The 14572-nt window shown below is 57.8% G+C and carries 15 protein-coding genes; all 15 read right to left on the bottom strand.

What is annotated here, in order from left to right:
* Positions 1–676 precede the first annotated feature (676 nt).
* Complete coding sequence (locus tag PQR63_RS23265; RefSeq protein ID WP_408170625.1) at positions 677–1291, bottom strand: HupE/UreJ family protein; 615 nt, start codon at positions 1289–1291, stop codon at positions 677–679.
* Between the two features lie 82 nt (positions 1292–1373).
* The gene (gene ureG / locus PQR63_RS23270) at positions 1374–2009 is read right to left on the bottom strand and encodes an urease accessory protein UreG (protein ID WP_007881349.1); all 636 of its coding nucleotides are present in this window, start codon (positions 2007–2009) and stop codon (positions 1374–1376) included.
* A gap of 99 nt (positions 2010–2108) precedes the next feature.
* A complete protein-coding gene (locus PQR63_RS23275; protein ID WP_408170627.1) occupies positions 2109–2789 on the bottom strand; it encodes an urease accessory protein UreF in 681 nt (226 codons plus the stop codon).
* Positions 2790–2804: 15 nt separating this feature from the next.
* The gene (gene ureE / locus PQR63_RS23280) at positions 2805–3317 is read right to left on the bottom strand and encodes an urease accessory protein UreE (RefSeq protein WP_408170629.1); all 513 of its coding nucleotides are present in this window, start codon (positions 3315–3317) and stop codon (positions 2805–2807) included.
* Positions 3318–3338: 21 nt separating this feature from the next.
* Positions 3339–5039: an urease subunit alpha gene (gene ureC, locus PQR63_RS23285; protein WP_408170631.1), complete on the bottom strand. Its 1701-nt coding sequence runs from the start codon at positions 5037–5039 to the stop codon at positions 3339–3341.
* Positions 5039–5362, bottom strand: a complete 324-nt coding sequence (locus PQR63_RS23290; protein WP_094561944.1) for an urease subunit beta — start codon at positions 5360–5362, stop codon at positions 5039–5041. Before PQR63_RS23290 ends, ureC begins: the two co-directional genes overlap by 1 nt.
* 11 nt (positions 5363–5373) lie before the next feature.
* Positions 5374–5676 carry an urease subunit gamma gene (locus PQR63_RS23295; RefSeq protein ID WP_007881339.1) on the bottom strand — a complete coding sequence of 101 codons (303 nt, stop codon included), beginning with the start codon at positions 5674–5676 and terminating at the stop codon, positions 5374–5376.
* 32 nt (positions 5677–5708) lie between these two features.
* Positions 5709–6614 (bottom strand): urease accessory protein UreD, encoded by a 906-nt coding sequence (locus PQR63_RS23300; protein ID WP_408170633.1) that lies wholly within the window; start codon positions 6612–6614, stop codon positions 5709–5711.
* Between the two features lie 136 nt (positions 6615–6750).
* Positions 6751–7449, bottom strand: coding sequence for an urea ABC transporter ATP-binding subunit UrtE (gene urtE, locus PQR63_RS23305; protein WP_408170635.1), 699 nt, complete (start codon positions 7447–7449; stop codon positions 6751–6753).
* A gap of 19 nt (positions 7450–7468) precedes the next feature.
* Positions 7469–8323, bottom strand: a complete 855-nt coding sequence (urtD, locus tag PQR63_RS23310) for an urea ABC transporter ATP-binding protein UrtD (protein ID WP_094561947.1) — start codon at positions 8321–8323, stop codon at positions 7469–7471.
* Entirely contained in the window at positions 8320–9444 is a 1125-nt protein-coding gene (gene urtC / locus PQR63_RS23315) for an urea ABC transporter permease subunit UrtC (RefSeq protein ID WP_408170637.1), read from the bottom strand. The genes urtD and urtC overlap by 4 nt, the downstream gene beginning before the upstream one ends.
* Positions 9441–11057, bottom strand: a complete 1617-nt coding sequence (gene urtB / locus PQR63_RS23320; RefSeq protein WP_408170639.1) for an urea ABC transporter permease subunit UrtB — start codon at positions 11055–11057, stop codon at positions 9441–9443. The genes urtC and urtB overlap by 4 nt, the downstream gene beginning before the upstream one ends.
* A gap of 229 nt (positions 11058–11286) precedes the next feature.
* Complete coding sequence (gene urtA, locus PQR63_RS23325) at positions 11287–12540, bottom strand: urea ABC transporter substrate-binding protein (protein ID WP_408170641.1); 1254 nt, start codon at positions 12538–12540, stop codon at positions 11287–11289.
* Positions 12541–12773: 233 nt separating this feature from the next.
* The gene (locus tag PQR63_RS23330; RefSeq protein ID WP_408170643.1) at positions 12774–13628 is read right to left on the bottom strand and encodes a ferritin-like domain-containing protein; all 855 of its coding nucleotides are present in this window, start codon (positions 13626–13628) and stop codon (positions 12774–12776) included.
* A 174-nt stretch (positions 13629–13802) separates the two neighbouring features.
* A complete protein-coding gene (locus PQR63_RS23335; RefSeq protein ID WP_408170645.1) occupies positions 13803–14459 on the bottom strand; it encodes an HD domain-containing protein in 657 nt (218 codons plus the stop codon).
* Positions 14460–14572 lie beyond the last annotated feature (113 nt).

Below are 14572 nucleotides of genomic sequence, written 5' to 3' on the forward strand. Positions count from 1 at the left end.
GTGCGCGCAAATAACCCGCCCAAACTTCACAACACCGCACGCCTTTACGCTTCGTACTCGGCAACTCTCCTCATCCCAGGAAGACAGCTGACTTCATTGCTATTCCCTCTGCATACCGCCCGCAACTCAACGCACAATCTTCAGCGCTTACTCTCCAGCTCTCGCAATATCTCTCTGCATTCCACAACATTGCTGCCCCGACGTGACGGCCTACATCATCGATACGCGTCCATCGTTCTGATTGCAGACAGATCTGTCTGCTAGTTATCTGCTCCGCTTTAGGCCATCCTGCTTCTGTATCAGCTTCATCTTCGACAAGCCGCAGCTTCTATCGACTGCCCGACTTCTCTATCATCCGAAAACATCTCCTATCATCAACCTCATTTAAATGGCCGGGCTTAGCCGAACGCTTCAACAACTACCGGAATGCTTAAACGCGATATCAGTAGAACAATAGAACGGGAGTAGAGCAGTGATTAGTGCCACAAGCCGCTCTTATCAAATGCTCGCCATGAACAACCAATGGCCTTCGCAGCATCATTGTGCCGTGCCCCTTCTGCATCTCCGACAAACCACACGCCGTACGGACAATAAAAAAGCCGCGTCGGAACGCGGCTCTTAAATCAACCTGATCACCGAAACTCATCGGCGATATCGTTGATCAGGCTTCAATACATTACACACCTGCAAGCAGATACGCACCAACAGCGGCAATACCAATACCTCCGATACGGACTACCTTATCTGCCATCTGCTTGCCGGCGAACAGGCCAATTCCCAGGCCAGCTGCATGCAGCAGCGCCGTTGCCAGTACAAAACCCAGGCCATACATCGCTGCCGAGGAACCATGCGGCAATTCGCTACCGTGCGCATAACCGTGGAACATTGCGAACAGCGACACCACAAGCGTGCTTGCCCACAGCGGCATCTTCACGGCGAAGGCAATCAGCAGGCCGAGTACGGCGACCGAGGCAGCAATGCCGGTTTCCGCAGCCGGAAATTCAAGTCCTGCAAATGCCAGCAACGCGCCAACCACCATCATCAGTGGAAATGCCAGCGGCAACACCCACATGGCGGAGCGCTTGTTCTGTGCGGCCCACAGACCGACTGCCAGCATCGCCAGCAAATGGTCAATGCCGGAAAACGGATGAGCGAAGCCGGCGCCGAAGCTGCCCGACGCCGTCATCAGTGACTCGGGATGGCCTGGATGGGCGAAGGCACTGCCTGCTGCCAGCGCTGCGATGGTCAATGCGCCGGCGCGCATTGCAGTCTTGGTGGAAAGTCGGAACATGTTTTTCTCCTTCGTATAAATTCTCGTGGATGCGCACGCGCGCAAAGCTAATCTGAATAACGTGAATCTCAAGCCCGCTTCTTCAAGCCTGCTTCTTTTCGTCCAGCAAACCTTGCTTGCGGATGTATTCAATCACCGTCTCGACCCCATCCCCGCTGCGCAGGTTGGTAAACACAAACGGACGTTCGCCGCGCATGCGTTTGGCGTCTTGCGCCATGATGTCGAGATTGGCGCCGACATAAGGTGCCAGATCGGTCTTGTTGATGATCAGCAGATCCGAACGCGTGATACCGGGGCCACCTTTGCGCGGGATCTTCTCGCCGCCGGCAACGTCGATCACATAAATCGTCAGATCCGACAGTTCCGGGCTGAATGTTGCCGCCAGATTGTCGCCGCCGGATTCTACTAGTATCAGGTCCAGATCCGGGAAATCTGCGCTCATGCGCGCGATCGCTTCGAGGTTGATTGATGCGTCTTCACGGATCGCCGTGTGTGGGCAGCCGCCGGTTTCGACACCCATCAGACGCTCTGCCGGCAAGGCGTCGGCACGCAGCAGGATCTCCATGTCCTCCTTGGTGTAGATGTCATTGGTGATGACGGCCATGTCGTAATGGTCGCGCATGCGCTTGCACAGCATTTCGCACAAGGCCGTCTTACCGGAGCCGACCGGGCCGCCGATACCGACGCGCAATGGATTGGGGGAGGATGGATTGCTCATGTTTATCTCGAGTGTATATCTGGGTTTTATGTACGAAAATGGATTCTATAAATTCAAATGGCCATGTGATCGCTGACTGGATTAATTAGTATCGATACATCATGAACGGTATAAGCGACTGTACTGCACTTCATGTTGCATCGACAGCAGCGACAAGCCCGGCGACCAATTCGACAGTTCATCATCGGCCAACTCCTGCGCCGTCTTTGCTGCCGCTTCCAGCTCCGGTTGCAATGACAACAATAACCGTTGACCTGCAACCTGACCCAGCGGTACGGACTTCACGCAGACCAGCACCTGATTCTCCGCCCACGCGAACAGCATGCCCAGCAAGGCGGCGTCGTGCGGCACGTTCAGCGCTACAGCAGCATAAGCCAATGCCGTCGGCAAGGGCACTTCACCTTGTGCCTGCATCAGACCAAGCAAGGACTCATCGCCGATTTTCAGATCGATTGCCAGCTTGCTCAGCGAGTAACCCATCTGTATGGTCTCGGCGCGAAACTCGGCCGTATCGCGTGCTGCGATAAAACGTTCGTTCCACAATGCCACGGCATCTGCGTCACGTTCGGTAAAAGCCTGTAGCAAGCGCCATAAAATCGGCGCTTCGAAGCGGGCAACTACTTCATGCAGCGAATCGATAATCCACGCACGCGCACCAGCCTCGTTCTTCACAGTGCCGTTTTCAATGGCCGCCTCCAGTCCCTGCGAATAGCTGTACGCGCCGATCGGCAACGAAGGGCTGGTCAGTTGGAGCAGATGAAGCAGGGCTTGTGCTTGCATGGCGCGTTCTGCCAATTAAACCGACTTATCGCCGGGGCGATGAATCTTTTGACGTACGGGAATCGGCGCCAGCGGATGATGATGATCGTCGCCGTGATGGTGATGGCCGCCGCCATACGCACCCGACTCCGGCTCAAAGGCAGCTTCTTCCTCAGCCACCAGCGCGCCCAGGCCTTCCAGCATTTCCTTCAGTACCGGATCCTTGCGGATACGCAGGAAACCTTCACCGACTTGCGCCTGGGTATGACGGTTCCCGAGGTGAAAAGCGCAGCGCAGCAACTGATGCGGTGAACTTGCCTCGACGCGATAAGTGGCTTCCTTGGCGGCATTGATCTTGACCACGCGGCCATCGTCACCGCGCAGCAGATCACCGTTACGCAGCACGGTGCCGCGTACAGTGAAGACGGCGACTTCTTCGCCCGAGGTCATGGTTGCGCGCAGGCGGCTCTTTTCGCGTTGGTCGTAAGGCAACAGCAATTCGCCGTCGATCTTCTCGGCGTGTTCAATTTTGGTATTCAGGGTCAGCATGGTATTTTAAGAAAGCGATATTCAGAACAGGAAATAACGTTGCGCCAGCGGCAGCACCTTGGCTGGTTCGCAGACCAGCAATTCACCATCGGCTCGCACTTCATAAGTTTCAGAATCGACTTCCATCTTTGGCGTCGCGCCGTTGTGGATCATGTCGCGTTTGCGCAGATTGCGCATGCCTTTCACCGGCACAACCGGTTTGTTCAACTTGAGCATCTCGCCGATGCCGGCATCGAATGCCGACTGCGACACAAACGTCATCGACGTTTTCAAACCACCGCCATACGCGCCGAACATCATGCGGTAATGCACCGGTTGCGGTGTCGGGATGGAGGCGTTCGGATCGCCCATTTGCGCTGCGGCGATCATGCCGCTCTTCAGGATCATCGACGGCTTAACACCGAAGAAGGCCGGCTTCCACAACACGATGTCGGCGACTTTACCGACTTCCAGCGAACCGACCACATGCGAAATGCCATGGGTGATCGCCGGGTTGATCGTGTACTTGGCGATATAGCGCTTGACGCGGAAATTATCATGACGCGACGGATCTTGCGCCAGCGAGCCACGCTGTGTCTTCATCTTGTGCGCAGTCTGCCAGGTGCGCATGATCACTTCGCCGACGCGACCCATGGCCTGCGAGTCTGACGACATCATCGAGATCGCGCCGATGTCATGCAAGATGTCTTCCGCAGCAATCGTCTCGCGGCGGATGCGTGATTCGGCGAAAGCAATGTCTTCGGCAATGGCCGGATCAAGGTGATGGCAAACCATCAACATGTCCAGATGCTCATCCAGCGTATTGACGGTGTAGGGGCGCGTCGGATTGGTCGAGGACGGCAGCACATTGCTCTCACCAACCGCCGCGATGATGTCCGGTGCGTGACCGCCGCCCGCGCCTTCGGTGTGGAAGGTGTGGATGGTGCGATCCTTGAAGGCGGCGAGCGTATGCTCGAGAAAACCGCCTTCGTTAAGCGTATCGCTATGGATTGCGACCTGCACGTCAAGACGATCCGCCACCGACAGACAGTTGTCGATGGCCGCAGGCGTTGAACCCCAATCTTCATGCAGTTTCAGGCCGATGGCGCCAGCATGGACTTGTTCTTCCAATGGTGTCGGCAGACTGACGTTGCCCTTGCCGAGGAAACCCAGATTCATCGGGAAGGCATCCGCCGCCGACAGCATTGAGTGGATATGCCACGGACCTGGCGTGCAGGTTGTCGCCGCCGTGCCGACCGCAGGCCCGGTGCCGCCACCGATCATGGTGGTGACGCCGCTCATCAGCGCTTCTTCGATTTGCTGCGGGCAGATGAAATGGATGTGGGTGTCGACACCGCCGGCAGTAACGATCATGCCTTCGCCGGCGATGATCTCCGTCGCGCCGCCGATAGCCATGGTGACGTCGGGCTGGATGTCCGGATTGCCGGCCTTGCCGATGCCCGCGATCTTGCCACCCTTGATGCCGATGTCGGCCTTGACGATACCCCAGTGGTCGACGATCACGGCGTTGGTGATGACGGTGTCCATGACATCTTTATAGTTGCGTTGCGACTGGCCCATGCCGTCGCGGATCACCTTGCCGCCGCCAAACTTTACTTCTTCACCATAGGTCGTGAAATCCTTCTCGACCTCGATGAACAGTTCCGTGTCGGCCAGACGCAAGCGGTCACCGACGGTGGGGCCGAACATCTCGGCATAAGCCTGACGTGAAATCTTGGCCATTATTTGTTTCCCTTCTTGTCGAGTGCGCCCATCACCTTGGCGTTGAAACCATAGACCTTGCGGTCGCCGGCCAGCGCCACCAGTTCCACCGTGCGTTCCTGGCCCGGCTCGAAGCGGACCGCGGTGCCGGCGGCGATGTTCAGACGCATGCCGTAACCAATCTGGCGGTCGAATTTCAGCGCCGGATTGGTTTCGAAAAAGTGAAAATGCGATCCGACCTGGATCGGACGGTCGCCGCTGTTGGCCACCGTTACCGTGGCCGTAGCGCGGCCGACGTTGAGTTCGATGTCGCCCGGCTCAACCAGCATTTCTCCTGGAATCATCTCGACGCTCCTTAAGGAATAGGGTGGTGAACCGTGACCAGCTTGCTGCCGTCCGGGAAAGTCGCTTCGACCTGGATATCGGGGATCATCTCCGCCACGCCATCCATGACATCGGCGCGGCTCAGAATCTTGGTGCCTTCCGACATCAGTTCAGCAACCGTGCGACCGTCGCGTGCACCTTCCATGATGGCGGCAGTAATCAGCGCCACTGCTTCCGGATAATTCAGTTTCAGGCCGCGCGCCTTGCGCCGTTCAGCCACCAGGGCTGCCGTAAAAATCAGCAGCTTGTCTTTTTCCCGTGGGGTCAGTTCCATGCGTTCTCCTTGATTCTGTCAGTCTTGCTTATCTACGTATTCCAGATGCGCGGGACGATCGCTTCACGCTGCATCAATTCCGGACGGATGCGCTGCCATGCATGCGTCAGCCACTGCCGCGCAATCTGGCTGGAGTTGCCCAGATAACGCAGCACCAATACCTGTTTCATTTGCGTGGCGCCGCTGCGGCCATTGCCGTTTTGCGCCAGCGCGCTGCTTTGCTCGCGTAACTCACCGAGGAAAGCTGCGTTGAGCGGCAAGCCGACAGCCATCAAGGTCGCGCTTACCGTATAACCAGCCAATGCCAACGGGCTCGTCATCGACGAAGTGCCCGCGTGCAAAGCACCTTGTTCGAACCATACCAGCTTGCCGCCACGGCGGATGCTGGTGCGCTGGCTGACACGGCCATTGGCGAATGATTCGCCCGATGCGGTGCGGCCGAAGCACAGGATTTCGCCACCGATATACGTGGCATCGGCAGCGAGCTCGACCTGGTGCTCCATGCGCACGTCGGCGTCATTGAAGAAGATGGTTTCCTGCGGCAGCCATTCCAGCGCGGCTCCGGCAGCTGCAGTCAGCGACACTTGCTGCTGCGAGACGAAGCCGTTGGCGCGATACCATTTGCCGGCGCCCGGCGTGGTCAGCAGGGCATGGGCGTTGTCGCCGACATGCGCTGTGATGTTGAGCACGTCGCCGCCGAGGATGCCGCCCGGTGGATGGACGATGACGGCGTGGCAGACGGCAGGATGTTCAGGATAGAGCGGCTTTTGCACACGCAGCGGGCCGAAGTGACTGCGCTCGATCATGCGGGTGGTGCCGGCATCGTCGGCGAAGCCCAGCGTCAGCCGCGCCTGTTGATGGCGTGCAGAAGCCATGGAGGTGACGGTGGCTTGGCCCGACTCCGTGACGGCAGCGGCAGGATCGATGATGCGTTTCATGCAATTGTTTGTGAGAGGTCAGGACGGCGACGATGTGCTTTTATAGCAGACCTGATGCGAAAAAGCACCCCGCGCACGCAGCCGGAGTCAACATCCATACCGGCAGCGGCGAAGTGGTGTCTGGGCGCTTGTACTCTTATACCGCCAGATGCTTCTTGACGTCTTCATTATCCATCTCGGCTTGCACACCGGAAGCGACGACTTCCCCGCGCGACATCACGACGAAGGTGTCGGCCAGCTCGCGCGCAAAATCGAAGTACTGTTCGCACAACAGAATGCCGATGTCGCCGCGCTGACGCAGCAGACTGATGACGCGGCCGATGTCCTTGATGATCGACGGCTGGATGCCTTCGGTCGGTTCGTCGAGGATGATCAGTTTCGGTTCGGCCAGCAGCGCGCGGGCAATCGCCAATTGCTGTTGTTGCCCGCCCGACAGATCGCCGCCGCGACGGTGCAGCATTTCCTTCAGTACCGGGAACAGCTCGTACACCTCACCCTTGATGCTCGATGCCTTGCGGCCGGACTTGGTGGCCATGCCCATCAGCAGGTTTTCTTCCACGGTCAGGCGGGCAAAGATCTCACGGCCTTGCGGCACGTACGCAATCCCCAATCCTGCGCGTTGATACGGCTTGAGTTTGGTGATGTCACGACCTTCCAGAGTGACGTTGCCGGCGGCGACCGGCAGCACGCCCATCAGGCATTTCAGTAGCGTCGTCTTGCCGACGCCATTGCGGCCAAGCAGCGACAGGCACTTGCCCTTTTCGACGTTGATCGACACACCTCGCAATGTGTGCGCGGCACCGTAGTATTGGTTCAGTTGATTGACTTGCAGCATATTCTTTTCGTCCCTGGCTTCAGCGGCCTAAGTACACTTCAATCACGCGATCATCCGATTGCACTTGCTGCATCGTGCCTTCGGCCAGCACTGAGCCTTCATGCAGCACGGTCACCTTACCGCCTTGCGCGATCTCTTCGACGAAGCCCATGTCGTGCTCGACGACCATGATCGAGTGCTTGCCGCGCAGCTCGTTGAGCAGCTCGGCAGTGCGTACGGTTTCGGCGTCCGACATGCCGGCGACAGGTTCATCCAGCAACAGCAATTGCGGCTCCTGCATCAGCAGCATGCCGATCTCCAGCCATTGCTTCTGACCGTGCGAGAGCAAGCCGGCGACGCGGTTTTCCTGGCCGTTGAGGCGGATCAGCTTGAGGATCTCTTCGATCTTGCCGATCTGTTCCGAATTCAGGCGCGCGAACAAGGTCGTCTTCACGCGCTTGTCCATCTTCATCGCCATTTCCAGATTTTCAAAAACTGAATGCTGCTCGAACACCGTCGGCCGCTGGAACTTGCGGCCGATGCCGGCATGGGCGATTTCGTATTCCGTCATCTTGGTCAGATCGATACTCTGGCCGAAGAAAGCCGTACCCGCCGTCGGGCGCGTCTTGCCGGTGATGACATCCATCATTGTCGTCTTGCCGGCACCGTTGGGGCCGATGATGCAACGCAGTTCGCCGACCGAAATGTCGAGGTTCAGATTGTTGATCGCCTTGAAACCGTCGAACGATACGGTAATGTTTTCCAGATACAGGATGGCGCCGTGCGTGGTGTCGACGCCTTCCGGTTTAATGCGTGCGTAGGACGTGCCGTGATCGGCATGCTGGCCGTTATCGACAGTGTCTTGCGGTGCCGCCCGGTTGTACATTTCGCTCATGCGGCCTCCTTGGATGGATCTGATTTTTCTTGCCTCTTCAGTTTCTTGATCAGGCCCAGGATGCCTTGCGGCAGGAACAGCGTCACGAGGATGAAGATCAGGCCCAGCGCATACAGCCACAGATCCGGGAAAGCGGCAGTGAACCAGCTCTTCAGACCGTTGACGGTGAACGCACCGATGATCGGGCCGAGCAGCGAACCGCGTCCGCCGACGGCCGCCCAGATCACCATTTCAATCGAGTTGGCCGGCGACATTTCCGACGGGTTGATGATGCCGACCTGCGGCACATACAGCGCCCCGGCAATGCCGCACAGTACCGCCGACAAAGTCCACACGAACAGCTTGAACCAAAGTGGGTTGTAGCCGATGAACATCAGCCGCGATTCGGAGTCGCGCACGCCCTGCAGCACGCGGCCCAGTTTCGACGTCACGATGGCGCGGCACAGCAGCAGCGAGCCGAGCAGAAAGGCCAGCGTCACCAGATACAACACGGCCTTGGTCGACGGCGCAGTGATGGTGAAGCCGAGGATGCGCTTGAAGTCGGTAAAGCCGTTGTTGCCGCCGAAGCCGGTGTCGTTGCGGAAGAACAGCAGCATGAAGGCGAAGGTCATCGCTTGCGTGATGATTGAGAAATACACACCCTTGATGCGCGAGCGGAAGGCAAAGTAACCGAACACGAAAGCCAGCACGCCCGGCACCAGCACCACCAGCAGCATGGCGAACCAGAAATGCTCGGTCATCCACCAGTACCATGGATAAGCCTTCCAGTTGAGGAACACCATGAAGTCAGGCAAGTCGCTCTGATACACGCCGTCGTGGCCGATCGCGCGCATCAGGTACATGCCGTGTGCATAGCCGCCCAGCGCAAAGAACACGCCGTGCCCCAGCGACAGGATGCCGGTATAGCCCCACACCAGATCCAGCGCCAGTGCCGCCATTGCGTAGCACATGAACTTGCCGATCAGTGCGATGGTATAGCTGGAGATGGACAGCGGATGGCCGGCCGGGAAGATCAGATTCAGGATCGGCAGCAGACCGAGGATCACCGTGCAGACCACGATGCCGATCCACGCCGGACGCGAAAACAGCGAAGGTTTCAAAGGTAGATTCAGGGTACTCATTCCACGCTCCTGCCTTTCAGTGCAAACAGGCCTTGCGGGCGCTTTTGGATAAACACGATGATGAACACGAGGATGGCGATCTTGGCCAGCACGGCGCCGGCGACCGGCTCCAGGAACTTGTTCACCTCGCCCAGGCCGAACGCTGCAATCACGGTGCCTGCCAGTTGGCCGACGCCGCCCAGTACGACCACCATGAAGGAATCGACGATGTAACCCTGGCCGAGGTCGGGGCCGACATTGCCGAGTTGCGACAAGGCCACGCCGCCGAGACCGGCGATGCCGCAACCGAGGCCGAAGGTCATCATGTCGATCTTGCCGGTCGACACGCCGACGCAATCAGCCATGCGGCGATTTTGCGTGACGGCACGCACAAACAGGCCGAGGCGCGTTTTATTCAGGATCAGCCATACGGCGACCACCACAAACAGCGCGAAGAAGATAATCACGATCCGGTTATACGACAGCACCAGCGAACCCAGCACCGTGATGCCGCCCGACATCCAGCTCGGGTTGGCGACTTCGACGTTTTGCGCGCCGAAGATCGAGCGCACGCCTTGCATCAGCATCAGGCTGATACCCCAGGTGCACAGCAGGGTTTCCAGCGGACGGCCGTAGAGCCAGCGGATCACCAGGCGTTCCAGCGCGATACCGACGGCAGCCGCCACAATGAAGGCTGCCGGCAATGCCACGACGATATAGGCATCGATCGCACCGGGGAAGAATTTGCGGAACACCAACTGGCACACATAGGTTGTGTAAGCGCCGATCATCAGCAACTCGCCGTGTGCCATGTTGATGATGCCCATCAGGCCGAAGGTGATCGCCAGACCGAGCGCGGCAAGCAGCAGCACGCTGCCCAGCGAGACGCCGTAGAACAATTTGCCGACGAATTCGGTGATGGCCAGGTGGCGATCCAGCGCCGACATTGTGCGCACGGCTTCGATGCGCACGCCTTCATCGGTTTCGACATAGCTGCCGTCGGGATTCTTGGCCAGCATTTGCTCCAGCACCGGTTTCAGGTTGGCGTTGGTGGTGTCGGCCAGCGCTTTGACGGCGGCCTTGCGTGCTGCCGCGTCAGGCGCATGCAGGTTGGCGGTGGCGACGACTTGCTTGAGCACTTCCTGGATCTGTGGATCTTTTTCCGCCGCCAGCGCCTTGCTGATCAGCGGCGTCTGTGCGGCGTCGGCGGTCTTCAGCAATTCCGTCGCGGCGGTCAGGCGCGTGGCGCGGTTCGGCGAGAACAGCTTGAGTCCCGATAAGGCACCTTCGACCACACCGCGCAGACGGTTGTTGACGGTGATGCCTTCGGCGTCGTCAGGTGCCGGGCCGGTCTTGTCGGTGGCTGGGTTGAACGCCTCAGTGTCTTCGATAATCAGTACGTCGCCGGCTGGCGTGGCGTACAGCGCATCGCTATTGATGGCGTTGAGGATTTTCTGTGCATCGGCATTGGCCAAAGCGGCAATCTGCGTGACGGCGGCAATCCGCGCATCAGGGTCGTCGCCGGCCAGCGGCTTGAGCAGCGCCGGATCGATCGCGGCGTGCGCGCTGATCGCCTGGGTGCACAGCCAGCCTGTCAGCAAGGCGGAGGCAATGATCTTGGGGAGAAGTCTCATGGTTCTTTTCGGTGGCACTGCAAGACGGAAAGAAAGTCGGTCTTACGACGCATATCTGAGATGCATGCACGCGCTTCAAGGAAAAACTTCAGGGAGCGATTCCGAATGAAGAATGCGGCGTTGATTGCACCGGACGGGATGTCGGACGTCCGGTGCAAGGTCTTGCAAACCGCTGCATGGAACATGCAGCGGGCACTACTCAACTAACCAAACATGGCAAGCGACTGCATTACATCTTTTGCTTGCTTTCGTTGCCCGGGATGTATGGGCTCCATGGTTGCGCACGGATGGTGGTCTTGGTCTTGTTGACCACGTTGAACTGACCGTCGGCCTTGATTTCGCCGATCATTACTGGTTTGTGCAGGTGATGGTTGGTCTTGTCCATTTCCAGCGTGTAGCCGGACGGTGCCTTGAAGGTTTGGCCGCTCATCGCTGCAATCACCTTGTCGGTGTCGGTGGTTTTGGCCTTTTCAACTGCTTGCTTCCACATGTAGATACCGACGTAAGTTGCTTCCATCGGATCGTTGGTCACGACTGTGTCGGCGTTCGGCAGACCCTTGGCCTTGGCGTATGCTTTCCACTTCTTAATGAAGGCGGTGTTGACCGGATTCTTCACGGATTCGAAGTAGTTCCAGGCAGCCAGATGGCCGACCAGTGGCTTGGTGTCCACGCCGCGCAGTTCTTCTTCACCCACCGAGAACGCCACGACAGGCACGTCGGTCGCTTTCAGGCCGGCATTGCCGAGTTCTTTGTAGAACGGCACGTTGGAGTCGCCGTTGATGGTCGAGATCACCGCTGTCTTGCCGCCTGCAGAAAACTTCTTGATGTTGGCGACGATGGTTTGGTAATCGGAGTGGCCGAACGGTGTATAGACTTCGTCGATGTCGGAATCCTTCACGCCCTTGCTGTGCAAGAAGGCGCGCAGAATCTTGTTGGTCGTGCGTGGGTAGACATAGTCGGTGCCCAGCAGGACGAAACGCTTGGCGCCGCCGCCTTCTTTCGACATCAGGTATTCGGTCGCAGGAATCGCTTGCTGGTTAGGTGCTGCGCCGGTGTAGAACACGTTCTTTTCCAGCTCTTCGCCTTCATATTGCACAGGGTAGAACAGCAGGCTGTTCAGTTCCTTGAAGACCGGCAGAACCGATTTGCGCGAGACCGAAGTCCAGCAGCCGAACACGACGGAAACCTTATCTTGCGAAATCAGCTGGCGCGCTTTTTCAGCGAACAGTGGCCAGTTGGATGCTGGGTCAACGATGACGGGTTCGAGCTTCTTGCCCATGACGCCGCCATTGGCGTTGATTTCATCGATTGTCATCAACGCCACATCTTTGAGCGATGTTTCAGAGATGGCCATGGTGCCCGACAGCGAGTGCAGGATGCCGACCTTGATGGTGTCTGCAGCGAAAGCAGCTGGGAGCCAGGAGGATGCTGCAAGTGCGAACGCGCCGAGTGCTGTTGCTTTTAGGATAGTGCGACGTGACATGAAGTGCTCCTACAGTTAGAAGAATCAATGAGAGTTTGTTGACTGCCTCTCTGCTTTAGCAGATTGCGTGCCAATGACAATTCGTCAATCTCTGTCGATTTTTCAGGCTTTGTAGAAGCGGGCAGGCACTATCGCACCATTTTAGTGATGACAAAAATGGCGACGGTGCGGCGAATCCTGATTTGCCCCAAACAGGAGCAATTTGGTGCAAATCGGGGAGGACGTGATTGTTTTTAGCGCAAAAACACGTGTTGCATCAGCTGTTGTATCGGATATTGCACCCAGGTCTGTATGCGCGGCGGCAGCTCCAGCGGGCGCATGATCATCTTCAGCGTCATCTCCGGCGTCAAATTGGTGCGCACGGTGGCGCTCATGCGGGTGCTCAGCTCTCTTAAATAGGCGGTATCGTCTGCCCGCTCCGGATCGCGAAATTTCAACACGTGGCGAATCGCGCAATCCGCATCTTCATTCCGCATTTCCAGCGTGCGGCGGCTCAGCGTGCCGAGTACGCGCGAACGGCCGATGCCTTCGCGCTCGCGATATTGGCGGAAATAGCGGTAGAAATGCTTGTAATGATTGACCTCGTCGTTGGAAATGCGCGCGGCCAGATCCCGCAGAACCGGCTCCTTCACGCTGCGCGACAGCGCCCTGTAATACGTCGCCGTGCCGGTCTCGACCACGCAACGTGCCGCCATTTCCAGCGCTTTGGTCGGCTCCAGCAGCTCAACCTTGCAGTAAGTAGCGTATTCAGCGAGAAAGCTGTCATAAGCGCTTTGCCACTCGAACTCAGGCCAGACGTGTTCGACGTAAGCGCGCAGGGCGCGACCGTGTTGCAGTTCCTCTACTTCCCATTCCTCTCGTAACCAGGTCGCGACTTCAGCGTTGTCGCTAAAGAAGTCGAGCAGGTTGTGGGTATAGAGATCGGAGCCGCTTTCAACGAAAGACGCGCAGGCCACCAGATAGAAAGTGTTTTCATCGTTGCGGACTCGCCGCAAGTCGATGCGAGAAAAATCCAGGTCGGCGATGCTCCAGCGTGGTTGGTGCCTGCGCTGGTGCTGATTTTGTTGTTGCTGTTCCTGACTTGCCACGTTACCTCCTCGACGATGCTGAGATAGAAATATGACGAGGAGAAAACAGCTTGGTTCGCAAAGAAACATCAGCCTTTTGTAACAACGACGGATTTATCCTGCATCGCATTTCAATTTGTTAACGTGAAGGCAATCAGCAAAATGCGAGCGGTGAGGCTGTGCCGCCAGATGTTTTCAATCGGCAGTGGCACCCTCCCATTCCGTAATAAAGGTCGTCCGGAAATCGCGCAGCCACTGCACGCGTTCTTCACCGAGGCGGCGGCCGGCGATGGTCTGCATGCTCGTCGGCAGCGTCTCCAGTTTGCAGGCAATGTGATCGAGAGCGTACTGCTTGTCGTCGAGGATGCGTCGCGATCCTGCCGCATCTTCGGGATGGGCGAGCTGGCTGCCCATGCGTCCGGCGGTGTAGAACAAACGCGCCAGCCCGACTGCGCCCAGTGCATCAAGTCTGTCGGCGTCCTGCACGATCTTTGCCTCTATTGTCTCAGGCGCAATGTTTGCAGAAAAACTGTGCGCTTCGATCGCATGCTTCAGTCCTGCGAGTTTGTCCGATGGGAAATGCATCGTCTCCAAATGACAGCAAGCCAGCTTTGCTGCTTGCTGCGAGGCTGTGTGACGCTGTGGGTCGTTCTTCGGCAGATTCACCAGGTCATGCAAATAGCAAGCGGCCTGCACGATCAGTACGTCGGCTTCAGGATGCGCATCCAACAAGGACTGCGCGGTATGCCATACGCGATGCAAATGATTGATATCGTGTGCGCCGTCATTGTCGGCGAGCTTGCTGGCCAACGCGACAAATTGCGCCTGCCAATTGTGCAGAGGTAGATTCATGAACAGGGATTTCGGCATAGCCAGGAAGAAATAGCGATGATAGCGGAAGCGGGTTGCAGGGATGGCAGGCAGAAAGAAAGCAAAAAGCGCCGGACGAAAAAAAGCCCGCCGTA

This window comes from Herbaspirillum rhizosphaerae (assembly GCF_046025915.1).
GTDB lineage: Bacteria > Pseudomonadota > Gammaproteobacteria > Burkholderiales > Burkholderiaceae_D > Herbaspirillum > Herbaspirillum rhizosphaerae_A.

Coding starts and splice junctions, on each gene's coding strand:
- urtD (WP_094561947.1), bottom strand. CDS start 8,323: ATGAGCGAAATGTACAACCGGGCGGCACCGCAAGACACTGTCGATAAC.
- urtC (WP_408170637.1), bottom strand. CDS start 9,444: ATGAGTACCCTGAATCTACCTTTGAAACCTTCGCTGTTTTCGCGTCCG.
- ureE (WP_408170629.1), bottom strand. CDS start 3,317: ATGCTGACCCTGAATACCAAAATTGAACACGCCGAGAAGATCGACGGC.
- PQR63_RS23265 (WP_408170625.1), bottom strand. CDS start 1,291: ATGTTCCGACTTTCCACCAAGACTGCAATGCGCGCCGGCGCATTGACC.
- PQR63_RS23275 (WP_408170627.1), bottom strand. CDS start 2,789: ATGCAAGCACAAGCCCTGCTTCATCTGCTCCAACTGACCAGCCCTTCG.
- urtE (WP_408170635.1), bottom strand. CDS start 7,449: ATGCTGCAAGTCAATCAACTGAACCAATACTACGGTGCCGCGCACACA.
- ureC (WP_408170631.1), bottom strand. CDS start 5,039: ATGGCCAAGATTTCACGTCAGGCTTATGCCGAGATGTTCGGCCCCACC.
- PQR63_RS23300 (WP_408170633.1), bottom strand. CDS start 6,614: ATGAAACGCATCATCGATCCTGCCGCTGCCGTCACGGAGTCGGGCCAA.
- ureG (WP_007881349.1), bottom strand. CDS start 2,009: ATGAGCAATCCATCCTCCCCCAATCCATTGCGCGTCGGTATCGGCGGC.
- PQR63_RS23290 (WP_094561944.1), bottom strand. CDS start 5,362: ATGATTCCAGGAGAAATGCTGGTTGAGCCGGGCGACATCGAACTCAAC.
- PQR63_RS23295 (WP_007881339.1), bottom strand. CDS start 5,676: ATGGAACTGACCCCACGGGAAAAAGACAAGCTGCTGATTTTTACGGCA.
- PQR63_RS23335 (WP_408170645.1), bottom strand. CDS start 14,459: ATGAATCTACCTCTGCACAATTGGCAGGCGCAATTTGTCGCGTTGGCC.
- urtB (WP_408170639.1), bottom strand. CDS start 11,057: ATGAGACTTCTCCCCAAGATCATTGCCTCCGCCTTGCTGACAGGCTGG.
- urtA (WP_408170641.1), bottom strand. CDS start 12,540: ATGTCACGTCGCACTATCCTAAAAGCAACAGCACTCGGCGCGTTCGCA.